The following is a 24,528-nucleotide window of genomic DNA, read 5'->3' as shown; positions in this document are numbered from 1 at the left end:
TGTTTAAGCAGTATTATTAATTCTCTATTTTATCAAAAAAATAAACTATTTAATCACTTTAAAATTTAAATTAGAAACTAATTAATAAAATAAACTATATTTAATTAAAATTGATGATATGTATATCATCTATATTTACTTAAAATGAAACCAATATTAGAAACTATTCCTTTAGGTGTTGAAAAAAGTATTGTAGCTTTTAATTATATAAATGATAATTTTGAAACACCGTGGCATTTTCACCCACAACTAGAGCTTACTTATATTGAAGAGAGTTATGGCACAAAGTTTATTGGTGATTATGTTGGTGCTTATGAACCAGAAGAATTAGTTTTAATACAATCTAATGTGCCACATTGTTGGACAAATTATAAAAGTAGTGCTATAAAACCTAACTCTTTTGTTATACAATGGAACAAAGATATTTACGCTAACATACCAGAGTTAAAAGAGCTAAATATATTATTTAACACAGCTTCTAAAGGAGTTATTTTTAATAAAAAAGAAAGTAAAAAAGTTATTTCTTTATTAAAAGAAACTATAAACCAAGATGGTAGCAATTTGTATGTTTCTCTTTTAAAATTATTATTAAAATTAACCCATATTCCCTACAAAACATTATCTAACAGTAGCTTTACAAATAACATATCTAACGAGTATACTAGTAAAATTTCTAAGGTTCATTCATTTATAGCAGAAAACTATACCCGTAAAATTTACTTAAAAGAAGTAAGTAAAGAGGTAAATATGTCAGAACAATCTTTCTCTAGATTCTTTTTAAAAATTATGGGTCGTACATTTTTTATATTTTTAAATGAGTATCGTATAAATATTGCTACAAGAATGTTACTACACACAAACAAATCTGTCTCCGAAATTGGATACGCTTGTGGTTATGAATCTCTTCCCTTCTTTTTTAAAAAATTTAAAGAACTACACCACTCCTCTCCTGCTCAATACAGAAAAAATTATAGTAAATAATCCTATCAAAAACTTTAGAACGGAATTGCATTAACAATAAATTCATTTGGATTAATTCCTTTTAATAAAAACAAGCAACTTTGGTTTACCAATGTAGTTTGTAACCAGCACCTAACTTTATTAGATGTGCTTTATTAAAAGACAACACAAATGATACAAGAAAAAAAATCTTCTAATTTTAAGCTTAAAGAGTTGCCATCTCTATTAAAAGAAACATATACTTCTTGGATGGCAGATGACCCTTTTAGGCTTAGTGCAATTGTTGCCTATTATACGGTTTTAGCTTTACCTGCATTACTAGTTATTATTATAAATGTTGTTGGTTCTATATGGGGAATAGATATTGTACAAGGAAATTTAACCGAAGAGTTTTCCTCTGCTTTAGGTAGTGATGCTGCTAAAGCTATTGAAAATATTATTGGTGAAACTCAAGGTTCTGATAAAAACCTTATTTCTACTATTATTGGTATAGGAACCTTACTTTTTGGTGCAACAGGTGTGTTTTATCAATTAAAAATATCTTTAAATGAAATATGGAAAATTAAAACAAACCCTAATGCTAAAATCTGGAAAATAATTACAGACCGCGCCCTTAGCTTTGCTTTTATACTAGTTATTGGTTTTTTATTACTTGTTAGTTTTATTGTTACCACTGCAATTAGTGCCTTAAATAATTACATACGCGAAGTTTTACCAGATGTTTTATTATACCTAGCTTACATTTTAGATTTTACACTGTCTATTGGTATAATATCTATACTATTTGCTTTAATGTTTAAATACTTACCAGATGCAAAAATTAAATGGAAAACAGTATGGATTGGCGCTATTTTAACAGCTGTACTTTTTGTGGTTGGTAAGCTTTTATTAGGTATTTATTTTGGTCAGGCAGATCCTGGATCCACATATGGTGCAGCCGGAAGCATTATTCTTATACTTTTATGGGTTTCATACTCTTCGTTAATTTTATTTTTTGGAGCAGAGTTTACTTATGTTTTTGCCAAACGATACGGAGATGGTATAGAGCCAAAATCTATTAGTATAAAAAAAGAATAACTGCTTTATAAGAGTTAACCTTTTATCTGATACAATTAAGAGATCTCCGGGTATTTTCTAAAATTTGATGTACACAATAATCACCTAACTAAATACATTAAAATATGAAATACATTAGCCCACACATTATAAGACAAATATTTGTTTTAATGCTTATAGTACTTATGGGCGGACTCATATTTAAAGAGATTCTACCCTATTTAAGTGGTGTTTTAGGTGCTATTACCATTTACGTTATTCTAAAAAAGCCAATGCAAAAATTGGTAAACAAAGGCTGGCTCCCTAACATTGCTGCTATTTTTTTAATGATACTTTCCTTTTTATGTATAATGATTCCTATTGCCGGCTTAGGTCTAATGATGGGAACTAAAATAAAGTACGCCGTAGATAACTCACAAAAAGTTATAGATGCTAGTAAAGAGCAATTACAAAAAGTAGAGTCTTTTTTTAATATAGATATGGGTACAGATATAGATACCAGTTCTATTACCTCTTGGTTATCAGAAAATCTTCAGAATTTTGCTGGTGGTACATTTAATATGGTCATCTCTATAACTATAATGTACTTTATTCTATTTTTTATGCTAACCAACAGAAGAAAGCTAAAAGAATCTCTGTTTGAGTATATACCAATTAAAGATAAAAATTTAAAAACAATAGGTAAAGAAACAAGTGCAAATGTAAAAGCTAACGCATTAGGGATTCCGTTAGTAGCTATAGGTCAAGGTGTGGTTGGCCTTATTGGTTTCTTAATTTTTGGTATAGAAGATCCTTTCTTTTGGGCAGCAGTAGTTACTATTGGCTCTATGATACCGTTTGTTGGTAGTGCATTAGGAACTATACCTGTATTTATTTTAGCTCTTTCTAATGGTGATACTTTCCAAGCCTGGGGAATTTTAATTTATGGTTTAGTAGCCATTGGAGCAACAGATAACGTTTTTAGATTATTTATTTTAAAAAGGTTAGACGATGTACACCCTTTAATTACGCTTGTTGGTGTACTAGTGGGTGTTCCTTTGTTTGGTTTTATAGGATTAATTTTTGGTCCTTTATTGGTTAGTCTTTTTTTAATACTAGTGCGCATTTACAAAAATCAGTATGGCGAATCTCAGGAAAGTCTTTAAAAACAAAAATCCTCAAAAACATTAAAAAACGCTCAAAAACCTACAAAAAACATCTATTTCTTTCAAAAAAAAAACATAAATGCTTCATTTTACGGATAGCATTAAAAAAGAACCTTTTTCAGTTAATCCAAACTTTTAATCTGTTGTAATATTGATGTAACAAGAAAAGTATAACATTCTGTTACATCAGAATATAAAACAATATAATATGAAAATAGGAATTATAGGAAGCGGAAATATTGGAGGTAATTTAGGTAAACATTGGGCAAAAGCAGGACATAATGTTATGTTTAGTTCTAGACACCCAGAAGAATTAGGTAGCTTGGTTAAAGAAGCTGGTCCTAATGCAAAAGCAATGAGCGTTACAGATACTTTTGAAGCTAAGGCAGATGTTTATGTATTAGCAATGCCATACAAAGCTATAGACCAAATATCCGAGCTTTATGCTGGCGAATACGCAAATAGCGTAATACTAGATGCTACAAACCCATATCCAGAAAGAGACGGAGAAATGGCACAAGACGTTAGAGATGCAAACTACAACGCGTCTGAGTATACTGCTATGAAATTTAGTTCTGCCAAAACTGCAAAAGCTTTTAATACCATTAAAGCTTCAGATTTAAAGAACCGTGCTTTTGAAGACACAGATAAATTATCTGTACCATTTGCAGCACAAGATCAAGAAAGCAAATCTGTAGTAAAAGAATTAATAGAAGATATTGGTTTTGATGCAGTGTATGTTGGTAATTTAAGTGATACCAAAATTATGGATCCAGACCAAGAAATATATGGTTTAAGCACATCTAAATCTAATTTATTAGAAACCATAAACTCTCAAAGATCATTTTAAATAGTAATTACTGCCATTTAAAATAAAATACAAACTTAAAAGAAAAATATGCAAATTATATACGAATACCACGATGTTACAGCAAGCAGTAGATTAGAAGCTATAGCTAAAGAAAAACTAGATAATTTACACAAGAAATTCAATTTTGTACACCGTGCAGATGTATTTTTTAAAGTACAAAACAGGTCTGATGATCAAGAGCAAATTTGCGATATACGTTTAAGTATGCCCGGCCCTAGAATTTTTGCATCTACAAACGCAGATAATTTTGAAGCTGCAATAGCAGAGACTATTCGTGATTTAGAACACCAGCTTAATAAAACAAAAGATAAAATGGGTGTTAGGTAGTATGAATTTAGAATAGCAATTGCTTTTTTAAGCAAGAATGAAGAAAGAAACATCACTTTAAAAAACATAATACAATGAACACAGATAAAAAAAATAAAGTTAATACAGATACAGAAACTTATAATTCTAATATAACTGAAGAAGACTTACAAGCCATTGGCAAAAAAGGTTTAAGAGTAGATACAGGTGACGATGAGTTATTATTAAATAGAAAAGAACCGATAGACTTTCAAGGAAAAGATTTGGATATACCTGGTAGAAACGAAAGTAAAGTATACACCAAAAACAATTTAATTGACGAGGAAAACAGTTTGTTTGGTCAAGGTGGTGAATTAAAAGAAAATTTGGAAGAGCCAGAAAGGGCTAATACAAATAAAGATAATTTATAGAAGCAAGACGTAGAAGAGGAATAAATTAAAAGAACAAAAATGAGCACAGACAAAAATAAATTTAAAACAATAAATCCTGCTACGGAAGAAGTCATAGCAGAGTATACATATTTAAATGGTGATGAAGCTGCCAAAAAGGTAGAAGATTGTCACAATGCTTTTTTAGACTGGAAACTAAAATCTTTAGAAGAACGAGCAGATGTATTAAAATCTATTGGTAAGACTTTAGAAAAACACAAGGATAGTTATGCTACGCTAATGACCCAAGAAATGGGTAAACTAATTAGCCAAAGCTATGAAGAAATAGATTTGTGTATTGCTATTTGTAATTACACAGCAACAGAAGGAACAAAACAATTACAAGACGAGGAAAGACCACTTTATGATGGTGGTAAAGGTACCATACACTACTCGCCAATTGGTGTAGTTTATGGTATACAACCTTGGAATTTTCCTTTGTACCAACCTATACGTTACTCTATTGCTAGCTTAATGGCTGGTAATGGTGTTTTACTAAAACACGCTAAAAATGTAACTGGTTGTGCTTTAAAGTTAAAAGAAATATATGAAGAGGCTGGCTTACCAAAAAATCTGTTTCAAGTACTTGTCATAGACCATGATGTATCTGATGAAATAATTGCTAACAATTACGTTAAAGGTGTTACTTTAACTGGTAGTTCTGCTGCTGGTAAACACGTTGCTGTAAAATCTGCAGAGGCAATTAAAAAAACAGTTTTAGAACTAGGTAGTAATGATGCATACATTGTTTTAGATGATGCAGACGTTAACAAAGCGGCAAAAATCTGTGCAGAAGCTAGACTATATAATAACGGAGAAACGTGTATTGCTGCAAAAAGATTTATAGTAGCAGATAAAGTTTATGATGCATTTAAAACTGAATTTGTTAGCATCATGAAAAGCATGACATATGGTGACCCTACCAAAGATGAATTTGATTTAGGACCTATTGCACGTAAAGATTTAAGAGAGCAACTGCATGATAAAGTAGAAAAAAGTGTAGAAAAGGGTGCAGAGATTTTGTGCGGTGGAAAAATACCTGATACAAAAGGGTACTACTACCCTTCTACCGTAATTGCAAACATTACTCCAGACCAACCTGCATATAGTGAAGAGCTTTTTGGTCCGGTTGCATCTTTAATAAAAGCAAAAGATAATGATGACGCTATGCGTATTGCAAATGATAGCAAATTTGGCTTAGGTGGTGGTATTTTTAGTGAAGATGTTGATAAAGCAATGGACCTAGCTAAAAATTATTTTGACACAGGTATGATACATATAAACTCTTACGGTTTAGCATACCCAAATATGCCTTTTGGTGGAGTTAAAAACTCTGGTTACGGAAGAGAACACGGAGGTTTTGGTGTACGCGAATTTATTAATGCAAAAGCCATTACTCAAGGCAGCTAAAACATAAGAAATAATACTCTTTACTAACGCTAAATCTTAAGACTAAGATTTAGCGTTTTTTTTGCAAAAAACAGTAATTGTACTCTTAAATCATATGAGCAAAAAAGTAAACTATTTGCGTTAATCTACCCCTTACATTACTCGTAAATTTGAGTATGATATTAAACGGACTATATCACTAAAAATAAGTTCGGTAATTTAATCTTTATATAAAAATGACAACATACACTGAACAAGTAGGAACAAAATTAAACAACTTATTAGAAAAAACATACGATGCTGAAAAAGGGTATAAAAAAGCAGCAGAAAACACAGACCACAACGCACTTAAAACATACTTTAATAAAAGAAGTCAAGAGCGTTATGATTTTGGACATCAGTTAAAATCTGAAATTGCTAGGTTTGGAGAAAAACCAGAAAAAGGTGGTAGTATTACTGGTACTATGCACAGAGCTTGGATGGATACCAAAGCATTTTTTGCAGACCAAGAAGCAGAAGCAATGTTAGAAGAGTCTATTAGAGGAGAAAAAGCAGCTGTAGAAGAGTATGAAAGTGTTTTAAATGATACCACTTTACCATCTAGTACTGCTAGCGTGTTATTAACACAAATGAATACCATAAAATCTGAACTAAACACTATCAAATTTTTAGAAGATATTAGCTAGTACAGTTAAAAAAATATAGAATAAAAAAGAGATGCATATTGCATCTCTTTTTTTATACTTAAATTCTACAAATAAGTAAAAACTAAACACACATAACTACCTAAAAATTAACAAACTAAAAAATAAACTGGTTTTTTTGTCGCGTATAGACTATAAAACATATGTATATTGATAAAAAGCCTATATTTAGCAAAATAATTTTGACAGTATATAACGCATATTTTTAAAAATAATATAGCTTTAAATTAGCATCAGTTTTTATGAAAATGAATATCAAATTTGATTATAACTTTATCTGTAAAGCCGTTTTACAGGAGCAGTTACACGCATTAAATTTGGAATACAAATTACACAGTTTAAGTGAGGTTGAGTTTAAGAAAAAACCAACAGATACAGAGTTAAAGAAAATAACAGAAGTATTAAATAAATACGGCATAGAGGTTATTGCTAACCCACAAGACGCACTAGTACAACGCATTAAAGAACTTGTTACTACGCTAATAAATGATCCGGAAAAATCTAATAAGTACAATGTATCAGACTATTTAGCAGAAGAGTTAAACTATTCATATGCGCATTTGTCTTCTGTTTTTTCAGAAACAACATACTCATCTATAGAAAATTTTATAATTCTAAAAAAGATAGATTTAGCTAAAGAGTTAATTATATATAGAGATTATACTTTAACAGAAATTGCGCATCAATTAAATTATAGTAGTGTAGCACATTTATCTTCCCAGTTTAAAAAAACAACTGGTTTAACACCTTCTGCTTTTCAGCGGATAATTAAGAAACGAAAAAAAAATGAATCATAAAACCTTAAACATATGGCTATAGATATTATGAATATAGTTTTAGCCGACGATGACTCTGACGATCGATTATTGTTTGAGGAAGCTATTACGGAGATTGATGTAAAAACAAAATTATCTTTATTTAATGATGGTAAAGAACTTATGGACTACATAACTTTACCTGACATTGTTTTACCAGAAATAGTATTTTTAGATTTAAATATGCCCATAAAAAACGGCATGCAATGTTTAAAAGAAATACGAGACAATGCTACGCTTAAAGATTTATGTGTTGCAATTTACTCTACATCTTCATCTGAGCAAGATATAGAGGAAACGTTTGTTAACGGAGCCAACATATATATTAATAAGCCAAACAGTTTTTCTGCGTTAAAAAAAATTATAGAAAAAATAGTGAAAATTAATTGGCAATACCATACCTCTGCTTTAAACAGAGATAACTTTTTACTTCGTTTATAACTACAATAAAATAGAGCATAAAAAAATTTATTCCTTTTTGTGCTCTATCCATTTTATTTTTACCTCAATCCATTACATCACACCAAAAGAACTTTTTATAAAAAATTGTTTTGGTACATTAGCGAGTCTGTTATTTTAATTAAAACATAGAACGTGGTTAAGTCTTACAAAATATTTATAATTCTACTAATTATTGCTATTGCCTTACTTGCTTTTTTGGGCAGTAATAGTTACAAACAAATAAGAGAACAAGAGAAAACAGCAGAATTAGTTGTGTATACTTTACGTGTAGAGAGTGAAATTAACACCTTGTTTTCTGAGTATGCTTTAATGCAATCTCAAGTACTTAAAAACAAGCTTTTTAATAAAGTAAACCATACTATTTTATTAAAAAAGTACAAAGACAGTGCTAGAGAAACCTTTAGTAAACTTAGTTTTTTAATTAAAGATAAACCAGAACAGCAAAAAAGGTTAAATGAACTTGCTACCATACAATTTAAGTTTTATGAAGCTATAGACGAGTTTAATGCTTACAAAACAGATACAAAAAAAGAAAAAGTAAACGATAGTGCTTTGTTACAAAATGTATCTGTACTTATGGCTAAAATTGAAGGCATAAAAAAGAATATGCTTAGTCACGAAGAACTGTATTTGCAAGAACAACGAGACCAACTAACAACCTCCAGACGTTTAAATCCTATTACTACTCTTTTTTTAGGAATGTCTGCTATACTTATTTTTATAATATCTTTTTGGCAAATAAATAAGCAGCGCAAAAAAAATGATACAACAACTGCTTTTTTAAAAAGTGTTTTAAAAAACACAGAAAACATAGTTAGTTTTTACACTCCTGTAAAAAACACATCAGAAAAGATAATAGATTTTAAAATTGTTTACATTAATCATAACATAGAAAATATATTAGGTACTAAGGTAAAGGAAATGAAAGGTAAATTACTGTCTAACATATTACCTATGCAATTTAAAAATGGCGTTTTTGAACATTTGGTTACATGTTACGAAACCGGGAAAATGCAAAAGTTTAAAAGAAACTATGAGTTTAATAAAACTGACTACAGGTTTAAAAGTAGTGTTGTAAAATTAAATGATGGTGTTTTAGTTACTGCTGCAGATATTACAGATGAACATATTATAAAGAAAAACTTAACTGCTGCCAAAGATAAACTAGAATCTCAGAATTTATTATTATTAGATAATCGTGCATTTTTAAGTAATGTTTTTAAAAGTACGTCTAATATTGTAACCCACTTTAAATCTATTAGAGACGCTTCAAACAAAATAATAGATTTTGAAATTTTGTTTATTAATGATTCTCAAAACGAGAGTATTAAAAATAATATTCCATCAGAATTAAAATATAAGAAAGCTTCTGAAATTTATCCAGATATTTTTAAAAATGGTGTTTTTGAAAAAATGGTTAATTGCATAGAAAAAGAACAGCAAATAGAGTATGAAACTCATATAGAAAAAAATGGTAAAACTATTTGGTTAAATGCAACAGCCATTAAACTTAATGACGGTGTTACTGTTACGTCTAGAGATATTACGTTAGAGAAAATTAGGGCAGAAAAACTAAATATACTTAATGCCGAGTTAGAAATACAAAATTCTATATTTAAAGATGCAGAAGAGGTTGCAGATATTGGCAGTTACGTTTGGTATTTAGACTCTGGTACTGCTGTAATATCAGACAATTTTTATCGTATTTTAGGATATGAGCCTAAAGAATTTGAAGTTACTTTTGATAGTTACCGTAGTTTTATACACCCAGATGACTTAAAACTATACGACCAATTAGGCAAAGAAACAGTAGAAAATGGTACATCTACCATACATACTTACCGTGTTATAACAAAATCTGGTGCTTTTAAGCATATTTACATCAACGGACAAAAAGTTGTTAAAGATGGTAGAGATGCATCTGTTGGTGTGGTACAAGATATTACAGATAGTGTTAAAACTGAAGAAAAATTAAAAGCAAAAAATGAAGAACTAAAACGTTCTAACGCAGAATTAGAATCTTTTAACCGCGTGGCTAGTCATGACTTACAAGAGCCTATGCGCAAAATACAAATGTTTATCTCTAGACTCTCTGAGGGTGAAATAGAAAAACTATCAGACAGGGGAAAAATGTATTTTAATAAGATTGATAGCTCTGCTAACAGAATGCAAACTTTAATTAAATACTTACTTGCCTATTCTAGAATAAACAGAACAAAAAAAGATTTTGTAAAAATTTCTTTAAATGATACTATTGAAAAAGTTTTAGGTGATTTAGAAGAGTTAATTGAAGAATCTGGTGTAGATATTACAATTGATAATTTACCTACCATAAAGGCCATACCTTTTCAAATGGAGCAACTATTTAATAATTTGGTTAATAATGCCATTAAATATAGATCTACAACAGAAACTCCTAAAATTACTATTGAATGCAAAAAACTTACACGAACAGAAATTACCGATACCTTTAATAAAAGAAGAAAAAACTACTACCGCTTAACTATAAAAGATAACGGTATTGGTTTTGACCAAGAAAACGCTAAAAAAATATTTGGTCTTTTTGAGCGCTTACACCAAAAAGAACAATACTCTGGTACTGGTATAGGGTTGGCTATTTGTAAAAAAATAATAGTAAACCACAGAGGACATATTATTGCTAAAAGTAAGCCTGGTGAGGGCTCTACATTTAGCGTGTACTTACCGGCTTAATTTATTTTTTTGATGATTTTTTCTTGAGTTTCATATTTAAAAATTCTACTAATAAAGAAAATGCTATAGCAAAATACAGATAGCCTTTTGGTATAGCGCCAATAGTTTGTCCAAAAAATACTGTGCCAGATAAGTGAGCTGCCTCTGTTATAAGCATAAACCCAATTAATATTAAAAATGATAAAGCAAGTAACTGCATAGATGGGTGCTTACTTATAAATTCTCTTATTGTATTAGCAAAAGCCATCATTATAGTTATAGATATTACAACGGCTATAATCATTAGTATTAAAGAGTGGTTTGCATGTGTACCAATACCATTTGTCATTCCTACAGCTGTTAATATAGAGTCTATAGAAAAAATAAAATCTATAATTACAATTTGTACAATTGCTTTGGGCAATGTGGTTATTTTTTTTGCTTTTAATTCTTCTTCCTCTTCTCCTGGTTCATCTAGTTTTTCATGAATTTCTGATGTACTTTTATATAGAAGAAAAAGTCCACCAAAAAATAAAATAAGTGCCTGCCAACTTATGCCTACTTCTAACCAAGAAGTTGTAATAGTATAAAATGGCTTTTTTAATCCTACTAAAAAAGATACTCCTAATAATAAAAGGATACGTTGTACCATAGCCAGTAACAAACCTAAGTTAGTTGCTTTTTTTTGCTGCTCTTTTGGCAACTTACCAGCAGCTATAGAAATAAACACAATATTATCTATACCTAATATTATTTCTAAAAAGGTTAGGGTTATTAATGCTATCCAAGCATCTGCACTAGAAAAAATCTCTAACATAGTTAATGGCTTTTATGTAAATAAGTTGTTTTAGGAATGTTTTATAAAATTAAAAAAAATACCAACAAAACATTTAAAACAGCTTAAAAGGATTAAAATTTAATGCTATAAGGGCCAAAAACAGGGCTTTTCTAATAATTATATAACATAAAGCTAAAATTGTATAACAAAAAAAGACGGTCTCTTCACCAACTTTGTACCAAACAAAACAACAACGCTATGATACATATAAAACAAGCATGCATTACAAATTCTAGAGTTGGACGTAGCTGGGTTAAAGAATCTCTACGAACTAATAAAGAAAAACAAATATCTAATGATACAGATACAACTACAGATGGTCTAGAAAGCTTAAATAAAGAATAAGGGAATTTCCTTATTAGTATTTAATAAAACAATGATCAAAAAAAATAATATGAAAAAGCTATTAATACCGTTGGCAGTAATTTTAATAATAATTTGGGCTTTAGCCTTTTTTATCTACGCGTTAGGTTACATAGCACATATTTTTTTAGTAGTAGCAACTATCCTTTTTATTATAAAGGTTTTGCAAGAAAAATAATTAAGAATCCCTAAACAAGAAGCATTATGAAAGTTATAAATCTTAGAACAAACAATATAGAACAAGACTTTAATCAATTTAAAGAAGATCTAGGCGGCCGTTTAGAGTATACTCACAAAGAGTATTCTTTAGAATTAGATAATGATTTTGGGAAGGGTGAAATTAAAGGAGTATCTGTAAATAAAAATATATCTTTTATAGAGTATAATTTAATGTTTGCACAAGACACTGTTATTATTAGAAACACTCCTATTACTAACCCTATTTACTTTTTATACTGTGCAGAGGGGCAAATGAGTCACAGTTTTGGACAAGACGGTAAGCAAAGGTCATTAAACCAATTTCAAACAGGAATTTTTGCAAGTGACCCTAGTAAAGACGCTTGTTTTTTCTTTAGAAAAGGACAATCTGTAACATTTTCTAATATTAGTATTAATACATACTCAGAAAATAAAGATGATGAGGCAGATGACTTATTGCAAACTCAACTTTTAAAAACATTTATGCCATCTAAGGAAAAAGAGATTTTTGCTTATGTTGGATCCTACAACCTAAAAATTGCTGAAAAAATGCAGCAATTAGAAGCTATAAAACAAAAAGGAATTGTTAGACAGTTACTTATTAAGGGTATTGTACACACCGTTTTAGCTTTAGAAATAGAACAACACAACCAAGATAAAAAGAATGGTGCTACAAACTTTGGTTCTTTAACTAGAAGTGAAATGGATACCGTTAACGAATTATCTAGCTTTATAAAAAATTACCCAGAAATTAAGTATACACTAGTTTATTTAAGTAACAAGGCTGGTATGTCTCCTGCTAAACTACAAGAAGGTTTTAAACTGTTACACAACCGTACAGTATCTGACTTTATTAGAAATACACGTGTAGAAAAGGCAGAAAACTTGCTAAAAACTACAGATCTTAATATTTCTGAAATTGTATATACAGTAGGGTTAACTAGTAGAAGTTATTTTTCTAAAATATTTAAAGAAAAATACAACTGTAGTCCTAAATACTACCAAGAAAATCAATATTCTGCAGCACTTACTGCATAAATATTAAATATAAATACAATATTAAAAATCCGCTTATTAAGCGGATTTTTTTACGTTTAAAACGTAATCAATATCTAAAAATAACTTGTAAAGAGTTTTAGGTGATTATTGCTTAACGTATACACAAACAACAACTAACTACACACGCTATTTTAAAGCAACATACACTATTAAAAGCATTGTTTTTTACAACTATAATTTTAAATAGTAACATAAAAATAGTGCATAAAAAAAGGCGGTAAGATTAAAACCTTACCGCCTTTTTATTTAAATAGTTATTCTATTTAAAACTTTTTAAAGATGAACGTAACATCCAAGCCATTTGCTCATGCATTTGCATTATTGCCGTAATAAAATCTGCTGTACCTTCATCATTATGTGCTTCTGCATTTTCGCCTATACTCTCTCTAATAAATTTAATTATTGTTTGGTGATCGTCTAAAAGAACTTTCATAAAACTAGCACTATCATTTTGGTCTGGTCCGTTTTCTTTTAATTCAGACAACTCTATAAATTGTTGCATACTACCAGGAGAATAAAACCCTAACATACGTATACGTTCTGCTACTTCATCAATAGTATTTTCTAGTTTACCATATTCCTCTTCAAAAAATACGTGCTTGCTATGAAAATCTATTCCTTCTACATTCCAGTGTGCATTTCTGTATTTTGTATACATTACATACTCATCTGCAAGTAACTGCTTTAGCATATTTACTACCGCTTTTCTATTGTCTTTTTTAATTCCTATAGCTGTTTCTACTGTTTCCATTTTATATTTTTTTATGATTATAGTATAAAGGTAAGGCTAAGTACAAGCCTAGATTATCTCTATTAATTTAGAAATTAGCTCTAAAAAAAGTAACATATCTATCTACATAGCAAAACAACAAAATAAACATAACTAACTAATAATGAGTAAGTATCATTAAAACTCATAAAATAATTAACCTAATCAAACCAATTTTTAGCTCTAAACAAAGGTCTTAACAATTAAAAAAAAGATGTTACCTATATTGTATACTACAAACACAAAACAACTATGAATACTTTTTTATGGATATTATATGCAGTGGTAACACTAAGGAGTATAAGTAGTATTATATTTCATGGCAACAGACCTACAAAATCTTTAAGCTGGTTTTTAGCAGTGCTACTATTACCATTTGCTGGTCCATTACTATATTATATGTTTGGTGTAAACCGAAGAAAATTTAAATTCTTTAGAAAGAAACAAGAAGATAAAAAAAAGCATTTTGAGAAAAAATACAGAGAAATTCATAAGTTAGATAACACTGTAGATTTTAATTCGCCAAAGAAAAAGAAACTATCTAAACTTATTGAAACTAGTACTCTTTTAAAAGCATACAGTAACAACAACATTACAGTACTTAACAATGGCAAAGAAACTTTTGATAGTATTTTTGATGCATTAAAAAAGGCTGAAAAATATATTCATTTACAATATTATATTTTTTCTAAAGGTGAGTTAACAGAACAATTTTATTCAATTTTAAAAGAGAAAATTAACGCTGGCGTAGAAGTTCGCCTAATTTACGATGCATTTGGAAGCTACTCCTATAGAAATAAAACAATAAAAAGGTTTAAAGATATAGGTGTAAAAGCCTACCCAATGATGCCTATAGAATTTGGTAGCTTATTATTTAGCTTAAATTATAGAAACCACAGAAAAATAATTATAATAGATGGTAATGTAGGCTTTACAGGTGGTGTAAATGTAACAGACAAGTATATAAAACCAATTTCTAATGTTGGCATTTGGAAAGATATACACATAAAACTAGAAGGCCCAGTAGTAAACAGTTTGCACAGGGTATTTATAAAAGATTTTTATTTTGCTAGTAATGATGAAGTTCTATTACATAAAAAATATATTTCTAAAAATGAGGTTAAAGGGCAACATACTGCTCAAATAGTAGCAGCTGGTCCAGACTCTAAGCAACCTGCCATTATGCAGCAATATATAGAGATGATAAATATTGCCGAAAAATGTATTTGCATTGCTAACCCATACTTTATACCAAGCACATCTGTACTACAAGCTTTAAAAATTGCGGCTTTAAGTGGTGTAACTATAAATATTTTAATTCCAAAAGTGTCAGACTCACTTGTAGCAAAATACAGTATGTTCTCTAGGTTAGAAGAACTTTTAGAAGTTGGTGTAAATGTTTTTTTAAGACTAGATTTTTCTCATAGTAAAATGATATTAATAGATGGAGAAATAACATCTATAGGCTCTGGTAATTTTGATTACCGAAGCTTTGAGCACAATTTTGAAACTAACGCCATTATATACGATAGCGCAATAACCAAAAAAATACAAGCAGATTTTAATACAATTTGTAAACAAGACACTAAACTTAAGTACAGCACATTTAAAAACAGACCGCTATGGCACAAACTTTTTGAAGGTGTAGCCAAGTTTTTTAGTCCATTATTATAAAAAATTAGATACAGTAACAAACAATGAAATTTATAATTTATATAGCATTATTTATGAGTGTACAATACATAAACGCACAACATATTACTCCGCAAATTATTAAAAAAGAAGCCTTAATTGCTTTATCCTATTACCCACAATTAAAAAATACAGAAATAGAATTTAGATTTAAAAACAACATTAAAAAATCTACAATGCAGGCACAACCTGTATTTGGCAGTCTTTTACGATCTAAAAAAAAAAGAAAGTATTTAGTTTTAATAAGTGAAAAATTTAAAATATCTGGTAAAGAATTTAAAACTACAAATGTAGACAGCGATATATTAATTGGCTGGTTAGGTCATGAACTTGGTCATATTTTAGATTACCAAAACCGTAGTAGTTTAAATTTAATGTGGTTTGGTATAAAATACTCTTTGTCTGACAATTATATAAAAGAAGCTGAGCGCGCAGCAGATTCTTACGCAGTAAACTCTGGCATGGCTAACTATATTTTAAAAACCAAAAAGTTTATTTTAAACAACGCAGAGATTGATGAAGACTATAAAGCACGAATTAAAAAGTACTATTTATCTCCTGAAGAAATAATGGTATTAGTAAATGAATTAGAAAAAAAGAAGCAATAATTAATTGCTTCTTTTTTTTATATAATTTAAGAGTTATTTATCACAAAGTCTTCCCACTCTGCAAAACGCTCTTGCCCCATTACCCTTTCCATTTTTACCTGTCCGCCTTTCTTTTTATTACTTCCACTCCACTCATGAAAAACAGAAGGCATAACCGTAGTTACTTTAACACCCTCTAGAGCTTTAGACCTAGCAACCTTATAATTTTTATTTGCTTCTGTTAAAAAACGATCTAATTCTTGTGCTAACTCTGTGTTATTAATATTAGATTCTGTGCCTAAATACCAACAATGGTAAAAATCATCGTTAATACGGTTGGCACATAATGTATATTCTTGTATTTCTATATTAAATTGTTTTTCTAAATGTTGCACAGCATCATTTAACTTATTTACAGATAATTGCGAACCTACAGTGTTTAAAAAAAACTTTGTTCTACCTGTAATTTTAATTTCTGCACGTTCTATATCTGTAAACTCTATAGTGTCTCCTATAAGGTAACGCCAAGCACCAGCAACACTACTTAATATTAAAACATAATCTTGATTTAGCTTTACCTCTGCTATTGTAAGTGAAGGAGCATTTTGCACTAAAGAACCATCTGGCTTAATATAATCTGGATTAAAAGGAACAAACTCAAAATAAATTCCGTTATCTGTAACCAATTTCATGGCATCGGTTTCTGGTCTTTGCTGAAAAGCAATAAAACCTTCAGATGCCAAATAAGTATCTATAACTGTTATTGGCTTTCCTAATAGCGCATTAAAGCTTTTTTCATACGGTCCAAAAGCTACACCACCAGAGGTGTATACTTGTAGGTTAGGCCATATTTCATGTATGTTTTTTAGTCCGTTGTAGTCTATTACTTTTTTTAACATAAGCTCCATCCAAGACGGTATACCACTTAAGGCTCCTATATCCCAGTCTGATGCTTTCTCTGCTATACGTTGTACACGTGTATCCCAATCTGCAATTTGAGCAATCTCTTTTCCTGGCTTGTAATAGTTTTGAAACCAAAACGGAATATTACTAGCGCTTATTCCACTAATTTCACCTTCTAATGCGTTGTTATGTTCTTCTAAATCTGTAGAACTACCCAGCATCATAATTTCTTTTTCAAAAAAATCTGCAGGTAAATCAAAGTTTTTAAGTGCCAAAACTTGTTGTATACCAGCATTACGTATGGCTTTAACCATATCATCTGTAACAGGTATACGCTTGCTAGTTTTTCCTGTTGTACCAGAACTTAAAGCAAAATAATCTGGACTATTAGGCCAAGTAACATTTTCTTCTCCTTTTTGTACATTTTGCCACCAATTAGTAGTTATTTGGTCATAGTCTGAGAAGGGTACTATATTTTTAAACTCTTTCTCTATATTACCTGAGTTTAATATATGATCAAACTTATAATGCTTTCCAAATTTTGTATTTTCTGCTGTACTTAATAAACTTTTAAGTACTGCCTTTTGTTCTTCTACTGCATTATTACTTGTAGAGATAATATCTGAAGCATGAATAATTCCTTTAATTATGTTTCCTATTATAGCCATTTGTTAGTGTTTAAGGTGATTTAATATGCAACTAGGCCTATTGAAAAAAGTATCTAGGTCATATAGTAACAAAAGTCTTATAATTTTAAACAGGAGTTTAACTCATTTAAAACTATTATTAACACTAAGAAAATAAAAGGATGGTTAAAATTTAAGCATAAAAAAACCAGTAAATAAATTTACTGGTTTTGTTTTTTAGCTTATTGCCAAACAGTTATACTAATTAAGTAATACAAAGTTATGATGTTTAATGACTATTCCCCAAATAGTATTAATACTAACTCCAACGTTTTAACTTAAACACATATTACCTGGCATTGTTGCAATCTTAACATATTTAACACTCAAAAAAACTAATATTTCTGAAGGCAATAAGACTAAAACTTAGTACGAATTAACAAAGTCTATTACTTGGCCATCTAATAACCTTGGACAATAGATTTCTAGCTCTTCATCACCGTCATGATCAATAGTAAATACACTTTCTTCTCCTGGCATTAATGATTTAAGTGATTCGTTAGAATCATGACCTGCTATAGATAAGTAAGCATCATAATAAATTGGAGCTATACCATTATTTTTTACTGTTAAAATTGATTTACCGTCTATTTTAACAAATTTTGTTACCTCAAACTTATAACCAGTAGCTAAACTTGCTTCTTTAATTCTGTTTTTGCTTTGATATTCAAACTGGTCATTACCTATCATATATGTAATATGAAAACGCGCTGCAAAAGACTCAAAAGACTCTTCGTGTGGCCCATTAGGTGAAAGCACGTTTCTTTGGTCATAAGGCTCGTCATTTACATCATTATAATAACTAAACTCTCCTCCTATAGGTGAATTTTCAAATCTATCCCTTCCAAAAAAGTTATGCATTCTTGTATTATAATCATCGTGCTCAAGATGCATAAAAGAATCATCAAAAACACCAAAAGACATGTTTAATAAAGATGTATTTTGATTAATAGCGCTTTCATATTCAGAATCTCCAGCATCAATAGAAAGTGACCAATGTAGGCTGTAAAATACATCATTTAACTTATTTAAAAATGTTGTCTGAAAAGATGTACTAGGAAAAGTTCTACCCGGTATAAAAAGACCGTCATGATTATGATATTCGGCATAATGCCCAAAACCTACTTGTATAAATGCCAATCTGTTATCTTCATCATACTCCAATGCAAATTTTTCATAAAACTCTAAAATAAAATCTTTTAACTCTTGGCTTCTCCAATCTGGGTACCAAGTATCCTTACCTTCTGCTTCAGCCTTTTTTTCTTTATATCCATTACTATTTTTAATATACTGTGGTACAGTTGTCTTAAAACCTGGATATGTAATTCTAAATCTTAAAATTGCTTGATGATTTCTAGATGCTATATCATTTAATTTATTTTCAACAGCTGTCCAATCATAAACTCCTTTTTGAGATACAATATCATCATAATTCATATATGAATATTCTAAGCTATTTACCCCTTTGTTATTGTTATTATTATCATCCCAAAGTACTATTCCTGTCATTGGTTGCACTTTAGTAATTTCATATACACCACCTAAATTATCTACGGTGACATCAATTACTTCTTCGTCTACGTTTTCTTCAATATCATCAAAAAATTCGTCATACTTACCATCACAACTAACGGCAAAAGCACTAGCAATTAACACTACAAATAATAATTTTTTCATAATTTTTATTTTCAATTTAAAGTTAAAAAGAGCTCTTTTATGTTTTTTTATAAGCTCCATTATTTTTTTGGTTACTCTATATGGTTATTTGGCTTAGTTAACTTTAAGAAAAATACTTACGTGTAATTTCCTTTTACTAGATCTTTAATAAGAAATACTCTACAAACAACTAATTATTGTAATTAGCCTTTTATTGTTAGACTATGGTAGCAACAATAGTCTTATTAAACAAACAATATTAAATAGCGCAGCAATTAATCCTACAAGCAATATTTTCTTCATAATTTTTAAATTTTAATTAGAAAAGAGCTTGCATTATTTTTGCAATACAAGCCCGTGTATTAATTTATTTTAGAATAATTTTTTTTGTGGTTGTATTGTGTGGTGTTTTAACTTTTAGTATTACCATACCTCTTAATAAACTTTCTACAGGAACAACCTCTGTATGGTTACCAGTTTTTACATATGTATTTTTTGAAAAATATACAGCCCCATCCATACCTACTAGTTGTACAGATACTTCTCCTGCAATTTCTACTGAGTAATTAATAGAAATTTCATTTATTGCAGGGTTTGGATAAACTATTAAGTCTAAGTTAGTAACATCTACTTCTTCTTTTATTTTGCTTACTGTAATAACTTTACTAGCCGTAGCAGCTTTGTTAGCTGTAGAAGCACCTAGTGATAAGTAAACCATACTGTTACCATTTGTAGGTACAGCACCTAAACTATTACCCCAATTTTTAGTATGCCCTTCTAAACCTATACCTATTGTACCTGTGCTGCCTAAACCTAACTGAGACTTAAGTATTTTACCTTCTATACTTGTTGGGGTCATTACAAACTCTATACCCTCTGAGTTAATTACATTGCTAAAAGGCCACCCTGTACTTGCACCATTGTATTGGTGCAATACATTGTAATTTGCATCTATAAAATAATCGGTTTTATCTGTCCACATATAAGGGTGACCAGTTGCTCCGTTAGTATTTATAAAAACGTTGTACTCATCTAGCTCTTGTGCATCAATATCTGCGTATAAATAAATATAATTATCATCTGCATAACCGTAAATACTACTAAAAGAACTGCCAGTAACACCTGTAATTAATGGTTGATAATCCTCTACTGGGCTTTTATAACCATCTACAGCTAAAGTTCCTGCTCCAGATCCTCCGTTTAAAGTTAAATACACCATTCCGTTATTTTGTAAAGGAATAGACCCTACAGATGTTGGCCAATTATCAGTATAACCTATAATACCTAAACCTATGGTACCGGTATTACCAATGCCTAATGCATATTTAGGTATACGCCCTTCTATAGTTGTTGCTGTTTTAACACATCTAACATTCATAACACTATTATCTGCTGCAAAAGGCCAAGCTGCGTTACCGTTTTCATTGTAAGTGTTTAAAAGGTTTAAGCTTCCGTCTACATAGTAATTTGTTTTTTCTACCCAAGTTTCTTTAAAACCAGTACTAGAATTTGTATTTACAAAAATTGAATATTCTGGTAAACTACCTGAGTACTCTGCATATACGTACACAAAGTTTTCATCATCATAAGCATATATACTAGACCATACTCCTTGGTTTACGCCAGTTTGTAATGCTATGTAGTTTTCACTAGCACTATTTACACCATCTATCGCTGCAGATTGGTCTCCAATACTAGCTCCGTATTCTATAGCGCCGGCATCTACTATATCATTAAATATTCTTTCATTACCCAAATAGTCTACTTCATCTTCAGCTACTGTATATAAAGGGTCTCCAGCATCTATAGCTCCAGATGTAGGTAACAAGTTAAAGTCTACATTTGGACTTGTAGTATTCACAAATTTAGGATCTACAAACTGTGAGTTTTGGTCTAAATTTGGTTTTTGTTGTTGGTAATAAGCAAAATTTCCATATCTATCACCTCCAGCATTAGACCAGTCAAAGTAACCATTATGAGTACCTTCTTTATCTGTGTAATAAATATTATAGTCAAAATCTATAGTACTTAAATAGGGTACATTAGCATCTGAAGGTTTTACTACTACTACTAAATTTTCATTATCAACAGCATAAAAAATGTTATTTTTAACAGTTAAGTTTCTTACATTTCTAGCTATAATTAATTCAGCTCCTGTTAATACATCAAGGTATGTATCATTAGTACTACCATTTCTATAAGAAGTATTTCCTATTACTTTTATACTGTCTACATAAGCTTTTTCCTTATCTTCTGGTACTCCAAATATAAAACCTACATAAGAGTTATCATAAGCAATATTATTTTTAAGCGTATGGCCACCAGAGTTGGTATCTTCAGTCTCATTACCAATAGAAAAACCAACTTGCCCATCTGAAACTATATTATTTTCTACTGTAACGTATTTAGAACCATCACAATAAATACCAGCAGCAGTGGCAATAGGAGACCTACAGCTAGTTACTTTGTTATTTTTTATAAGACCATTACGTGCATAATTGTACTTTTCTAGTAAAGTAGCCCCAGTAATCTCCATAACCCATTCGTACCTACCGGCCGCAACAATTCCTATATTTTGTACTTCTGTAATTGTATTGTTTATTATTTTAAACCCATCAACATTACCATTAACCTGTATACCCTCTGTCCAACCTGGTATAACATGGTGTATATAATTATTTTTTATAACCACACCCTTAATAGCAGTAGTACTTGTACCGGTTACATTAATTGGCCCACAATTATCACTTCCAGTTGCAGATTTTAATATTGCTTTTTCTGATTCATTAAAATTTACTCTATTAATTAAAGGATCTACATTTGGAGTCCATGAAAAATCATAAATTTCATTACCTACTATTTCTATTTTTTCAGATGTATTTGCCAACTGTATACCAAACTTAGAATCCTTTACTAGTTCTCCTTTTTCGTTAAGGCTTTTTAAACTCTCATTACAGCGCATATTTTCTAGTTTAAACCCCTGTACTCTTACACTTTTAGCTCCGGATGTTACTGCTATTAATGAAGCAAACTTAACACTGTAAAGGTCTCTACCATTTATAATTACCTCTCCTTGGGCTTGTAATGTAAACCAATTACTACCTTTACCACCATTGGCAGATGTTATAAATATTCTTGTAGCTTCTGTTGGGTAATACGTACCAGGCTTAACTATAATTTGCTCATCAGAAACCATATTAGCAATACCTAACACATTACCTCTGTAGTCTAACGCAGCTCTTATTGTTTTAAATGGATACGTTTCTGAACCATTTGATGCAGTGGTTCCTGTATAACTTGCATCTACATACAAGGTTGTTGGTCTTGTTTGCGCTACACTTGTTTCTATTTGTGTAATACATAAAAGAAATGTAAACAAAATTAAGCTTCTAAGTCTATAATTTAGACTGGGCTCTTTTTTGGTTAAAACTGTTTTTAAGTAGTTCAAAATTGTTTTCATAGTAGTAATAGTAGTTTTTAGTTATTTTTTATAATTGTGGTTATCTATTTTTAAGTGCATTCTATTTGTTAAAAATCTAATTATCAGTTTCAATTTAAAAATGTGTTCGAGCACATTTTAAAGCAAATATATAAAAATATTTAGTGTTCTCGATAACATTTTTTAAAAAAATATTAATATTATTATAAATTTTGATTTAAAAAAACAATATTAACAGACTAAAAATCTTACAAGATTAGGTTCTTAAGTACTAAAAACATTAGGAAAAATAGAATTATATGTTTGAATAGTAAATAAAAAATATGATTAAAATAAAATTAATAGTTAAACCTAGTCTGGCAAATTATAATACATAACAAGCTACAATTTGTTAAAAATTATATTTTTATATAAGTTTTATTTTTATACATATACCATAATAAAAGATACATAATACAAAACCCTCCAAATGATGTTAATGCATTGTAATATGCTCCAAAAAACTGTTCTAGACCAAATAAAATATCTTCTGAAATTTTTGGAAAATTTAATACGTGAGACAGAACATAAGCTGTAATTGCATTAACTCCTATAATTTTTAAAGGAAGACTCCATTTTACAATACCTTTTACATCTATAACTAAATAAAATATATTGTACAAAAGCATACATAACCCTGATGATAATAAAACAAATGTACTGTTCCACAACTTTTTAACACTAGGATGAAATATATTTAAAAACAAACCTATTGTAATAAATGCTAACCCTAATAAAAAAATATGTAATGCTGTTTTTTTGGGAGATAAGTTTGATTTTAGTATTTCTCCTATAAATAAACCCGAAAGTGTAGTTGCTGTAAACCCTAAACTACTTAACAGCCAAGTGTACTGGTAACCATCATCAAACCTACCAAAAACTATATTGTCTACATAAATAGCAATATTTTTATCTGGTAATAACTCACTAATCCCTATACCTGGTACAGGTGCAAGCTCTAGCAACAATATATATATGATAATACATGTTGCAAAAGCTATATATCTATTTATTTTACTTAAATGAATATAAAATATACAAGCAAATAAATAGCCAACTGCAATGGCTTGTAATGTATTACTAAAAATTTTAAACTCATTAATACTAAAGTGTAGTAAATTTCCCTGTACAACCCAACCTAGTATAAATAAAATAAAAAAGCGTTTAATTATGTGCGGGTAAAGCTTTAATTTATTATCAATTTCTTTTTTTCGTTTTTCTAAAGAAAAAGGAATTACCACTCCTACTAAAAATAGGAATAAAGGCATAATAATGTCATAAAAATGAAACCCAAACCATTTTGGATGCTTAAATTGAGTAGCTAAAAAACCAGAAAAATTAGTTTGCGAAGCGCTATGTAAGTTTTCAAAAAAGTGATCTGCAAAAATAATCATAAGCATATCAAAACCTCTTAACGCATCTATTGATAATAACCTCTTATTTTGTTTATTTAAATTATCCACCTAAAAAAT

At 29.7% G+C, this 24,528-nt stretch carries 22 protein-coding genes; 16 read left to right on the top strand and 6 right to left on the bottom strand.

Annotated elements, in window-relative coordinates; all coding sequences use genetic code 11:
- Positions 1–144 precede the first annotated feature (144 nt).
- The 11 genes from Q4487_RS00400 to Q4487_RS00350 all read left to right on the top strand — a co-directional run bounded on the left by Q4487_RS00400 (position 145) and on the right by Q4487_RS00350 (position 10,848).
- Positions 145–981: an AraC family transcriptional regulator gene (locus tag Q4487_RS00400; RefSeq protein WP_303543817.1), complete on the top strand. Its 837-nt coding sequence runs from the start codon at positions 145–147 to the stop codon at positions 979–981.
- A gap of 150 nt (positions 982–1,131) precedes the next feature.
- Entirely contained in the window at positions 1,132–2,037 is a 906-nt protein-coding gene (locus Q4487_RS00395) for a YihY/virulence factor BrkB family protein (protein ID WP_100896377.1), read from the top strand.
- Positions 2,038–2,141: 104 nt separating this feature from the next.
- A complete protein-coding gene (locus tag Q4487_RS00390) occupies positions 2,142–3,161 on the top strand; it encodes an AI-2E family transporter (protein WP_303543813.1) in 1,020 nt (339 codons plus the stop codon).
- Between the two features lie 208 nt (positions 3,162–3,369).
- Entirely contained in the window at positions 3,370–4,011 is a 642-nt protein-coding gene (locus Q4487_RS00385; protein ID WP_100896379.1) for an NADPH-dependent F420 reductase, read from the top strand.
- A 48-nt stretch (positions 4,012–4,059) separates the two neighbouring features.
- Positions 4,060–4,359 (top strand): ribosome-associated translation inhibitor RaiA, encoded by a 300-nt coding sequence (gene raiA / locus Q4487_RS00380; RefSeq protein WP_100896380.1) that lies wholly within the window; start codon positions 4,060–4,062, stop codon positions 4,357–4,359.
- A 74-nt stretch (positions 4,360–4,433) separates the two neighbouring features.
- Positions 4,434–4,748, top strand: a complete 315-nt coding sequence (locus tag Q4487_RS00375) for a hypothetical protein (RefSeq protein WP_303543808.1) — start codon at positions 4,434–4,436, stop codon at positions 4,746–4,748.
- A 39-nt stretch (positions 4,749–4,787) separates the two neighbouring features.
- Positions 4,788–6,176 (top strand): NAD-dependent succinate-semialdehyde dehydrogenase, encoded by a 1,389-nt coding sequence (locus Q4487_RS00370; RefSeq protein ID WP_303543805.1) that lies wholly within the window; start codon positions 4,788–4,790, stop codon positions 6,174–6,176.
- A 215-nt stretch (positions 6,177–6,391) separates the two neighbouring features.
- On the top strand, positions 6,392–6,841 hold the full coding sequence (locus tag Q4487_RS00365) for a PA2169 family four-helix-bundle protein (protein ID WP_100896383.1): 450 nt from the start codon (positions 6,392–6,394) through the stop codon (positions 6,839–6,841).
- 260 nt (positions 6,842–7,101) lie between these two features.
- Positions 7,102–7,656, top strand: a complete 555-nt coding sequence (locus Q4487_RS00360) for an AraC family transcriptional regulator (RefSeq protein WP_303543802.1) — start codon at positions 7,102–7,104, stop codon at positions 7,654–7,656.
- Positions 7,657–7,668: 12 nt separating this feature from the next.
- Positions 7,669–8,115 (top strand): response regulator, encoded by a 447-nt coding sequence (locus tag Q4487_RS00355; RefSeq protein WP_303543800.1) that lies wholly within the window; start codon positions 7,669–7,671, stop codon positions 8,113–8,115.
- Positions 8,116–8,268: 153 nt separating this feature from the next.
- Positions 8,269–10,848, top strand: a complete 2,580-nt coding sequence (locus Q4487_RS00350; protein ID WP_303543798.1) for a PAS domain-containing sensor histidine kinase — start codon at positions 8,269–8,271, stop codon at positions 10,846–10,848.
- A 1-nt stretch (position 10,849) separates the two neighbouring features.
- Here the strand turns inward: Q4487_RS00350 and Q4487_RS00345 are convergent, their stop codons facing one another.
- Positions 10,850–11,644, bottom strand: coding sequence for a TerC family protein (locus tag Q4487_RS00345; RefSeq protein ID WP_100896387.1), 795 nt, complete (start codon positions 11,642–11,644; stop codon positions 10,850–10,852).
- A 219-nt stretch (positions 11,645–11,863) separates the two neighbouring features.
- Here Q4487_RS00345 and Q4487_RS00340 point away from each other — a divergent pair, with 219 nt between their 5' ends.
- From Q4487_RS00340 to Q4487_RS00330, 3 genes are read left to right on the top strand one after another with little or no spacing between them, the layout of a single operon-like run.
- Positions 11,864–12,010: a hypothetical protein gene (locus tag Q4487_RS00340; RefSeq protein ID WP_157811138.1), complete on the top strand. Its 147-nt coding sequence runs from the start codon at positions 11,864–11,866 to the stop codon at positions 12,008–12,010.
- Positions 12,011–12,059: 49 nt separating this feature from the next.
- Positions 12,060–12,206: a lmo0937 family membrane protein gene (locus tag Q4487_RS00335; RefSeq protein ID WP_157811139.1), complete on the top strand. Its 147-nt coding sequence runs from the start codon at positions 12,060–12,062 to the stop codon at positions 12,204–12,206.
- A gap of 26 nt (positions 12,207–12,232) precedes the next feature.
- The gene (locus Q4487_RS00330) at positions 12,233–13,264 is read left to right on the top strand and encodes an AraC family transcriptional regulator (RefSeq protein ID WP_303543795.1); all 1,032 of its coding nucleotides are present in this window, start codon (positions 12,233–12,235) and stop codon (positions 13,262–13,264) included.
- Positions 13,265–13,544: 280 nt separating this feature from the next.
- Here Q4487_RS00330 and Q4487_RS00325 read toward each other — a convergent pair whose 3' ends face one another.
- Positions 13,545–14,036, bottom strand: coding sequence for a Dps family protein (locus tag Q4487_RS00325; RefSeq protein ID WP_100896389.1), 492 nt, complete (start codon positions 14,034–14,036; stop codon positions 13,545–13,547).
- Positions 14,037–14,306: 270 nt separating this feature from the next.
- On the opposite strand from Q4487_RS00325, the gene cls reads away from it, so the two are divergent.
- Positions 14,307–15,728 (top strand): cardiolipin synthase, encoded by a 1,422-nt coding sequence (gene cls, locus Q4487_RS00320; protein ID WP_303543787.1) that lies wholly within the window; start codon positions 14,307–14,309, stop codon positions 15,726–15,728.
- A 23-nt stretch (positions 15,729–15,751) separates the two neighbouring features.
- The gene (locus Q4487_RS00315) at positions 15,752–16,354 is read left to right on the top strand and encodes a hypothetical protein (RefSeq protein ID WP_303543785.1); all 603 of its coding nucleotides are present in this window, start codon (positions 15,752–15,754) and stop codon (positions 16,352–16,354) included.
- Positions 16,355–16,380: 26 nt separating this feature from the next.
- Here the strand turns inward: Q4487_RS00315 and Q4487_RS00310 are convergent, their stop codons facing one another.
- The 4 genes from Q4487_RS00310 to Q4487_RS00295 form a co-directional block, all read right to left on the bottom strand.
- A complete protein-coding gene (locus Q4487_RS00310; protein ID WP_303543782.1) occupies positions 16,381–17,904 on the bottom strand; it encodes a GH3 auxin-responsive promoter family protein in 1,524 nt (507 codons plus the stop codon).
- Between the two features lie 384 nt (positions 17,905–18,288).
- Positions 18,289–19,599: a hypothetical protein gene (locus Q4487_RS00305; RefSeq protein WP_303543779.1), complete on the bottom strand. Its 1,311-nt coding sequence runs from the start codon at positions 19,597–19,599 to the stop codon at positions 18,289–18,291.
- A 346-nt stretch (positions 19,600–19,945) separates the two neighbouring features.
- Entirely contained in the window at positions 19,946–23,038 is a 3,093-nt protein-coding gene (locus tag Q4487_RS00300; protein WP_303543776.1) for a T9SS type A sorting domain-containing protein, read from the bottom strand.
- Between the two features lie 377 nt (positions 23,039–23,415).
- Positions 23,416–24,519 carry an acyltransferase family protein gene (locus tag Q4487_RS00295; protein ID WP_303543772.1) on the bottom strand — a complete coding sequence of 368 codons (1,104 nt, stop codon included), beginning with the start codon at positions 24,517–24,519 and terminating at the stop codon, positions 23,416–23,418.
- Positions 24,520–24,528 lie beyond the last annotated feature (9 nt).

Origin of the sequence: Cellulophaga sp. 3_MG-2023 (genome assembly GCF_030546975.1) — a bacterium.
Classification (GTDB): domain Bacteria; phylum Bacteroidota; class Bacteroidia; order Flavobacteriales; family Flavobacteriaceae; genus Cellulophaga.
The sequence above is the reverse complement of the archived record's forward strand: the minus strand, read 5'-3'. Positions and strand labels throughout refer to the sequence as shown.

Bases quoted from the DNA above. Each gene is read 5' to 3' on its own strand.
- Q4487_RS00400 (WP_303543817.1), top strand. From the start codon at position 145: ATGAAACCAATATTAGAAACTATTCCTTTAGGTGTTGAAAAAAGTATT.
- Q4487_RS00395 (WP_100896377.1), top strand. From the start codon at position 1,132: ATGATACAAGAAAAAAAATCTTCTAATTTTAAGCTTAAAGAGTTGCCA.
- Q4487_RS00390 (WP_303543813.1), top strand. From the start codon at position 2,142: ATGAAATACATTAGCCCACACATTATAAGACAAATATTTGTTTTAATG.
- Q4487_RS00385 (WP_100896379.1), top strand. From the start codon at position 3,370: ATGAAAATAGGAATTATAGGAAGCGGAAATATTGGAGGTAATTTAGGT.
- raiA (WP_100896380.1), top strand. From the start codon at position 4,060: ATGCAAATTATATACGAATACCACGATGTTACAGCAAGCAGTAGATTA.
- Q4487_RS00375 (WP_303543808.1), top strand. From the start codon at position 4,434: ATGAACACAGATAAAAAAAATAAAGTTAATACAGATACAGAAACTTAT.
- Q4487_RS00370 (WP_303543805.1), top strand. From the start codon at position 4,788: ATGAGCACAGACAAAAATAAATTTAAAACAATAAATCCTGCTACGGAA.
- Q4487_RS00365 (WP_100896383.1), top strand. From the start codon at position 6,392: ATGACAACATACACTGAACAAGTAGGAACAAAATTAAACAACTTATTA.
- Q4487_RS00360 (WP_303543802.1), top strand. From the start codon at position 7,102: ATGAAAATGAATATCAAATTTGATTATAACTTTATCTGTAAAGCCGTT.
- Q4487_RS00355 (WP_303543800.1), top strand. From the start codon at position 7,669: ATGGCTATAGATATTATGAATATAGTTTTAGCCGACGATGACTCTGAC.
- Q4487_RS00345 (WP_100896387.1), bottom strand. From the start codon at position 11,644: ATGTTAGAGATTTTTTCTAGTGCAGATGCTTGGATAGCATTAATAACC.
- Q4487_RS00340 (WP_157811138.1), top strand. From the start codon at position 11,864: ATGATACATATAAAACAAGCATGCATTACAAATTCTAGAGTTGGACGT.
- Q4487_RS00335 (WP_157811139.1), top strand. From the start codon at position 12,060: ATGAAAAAGCTATTAATACCGTTGGCAGTAATTTTAATAATAATTTGG.
- Q4487_RS00330 (WP_303543795.1), top strand. From the start codon at position 12,233: ATGAAAGTTATAAATCTTAGAACAAACAATATAGAACAAGACTTTAAT.
- Q4487_RS00325 (WP_100896389.1), bottom strand. From the start codon at position 14,036: ATGGAAACAGTAGAAACAGCTATAGGAATTAAAAAAGACAATAGAAAA.
- cls (WP_303543787.1), top strand. From the start codon at position 14,307: ATGAATACTTTTTTATGGATATTATATGCAGTGGTAACACTAAGGAGT.
- Q4487_RS00315 (WP_303543785.1), top strand. From the start codon at position 15,752: ATGAAATTTATAATTTATATAGCATTATTTATGAGTGTACAATACATA.
- Q4487_RS00310 (WP_303543782.1), bottom strand. From the start codon at position 17,904: ATGGCTATAATAGGAAACATAATTAAAGGAATTATTCATGCTTCAGAT.
- Q4487_RS00305 (WP_303543779.1), bottom strand. From the start codon at position 19,599: ATGAAAAAATTATTATTTGTAGTGTTAATTGCTAGTGCTTTTGCCGTT.
- Q4487_RS00300 (WP_303543776.1), bottom strand. From the start codon at position 23,038: ATGAAAACAATTTTGAACTACTTAAAAACAGTTTTAACCAAAAAAGAG.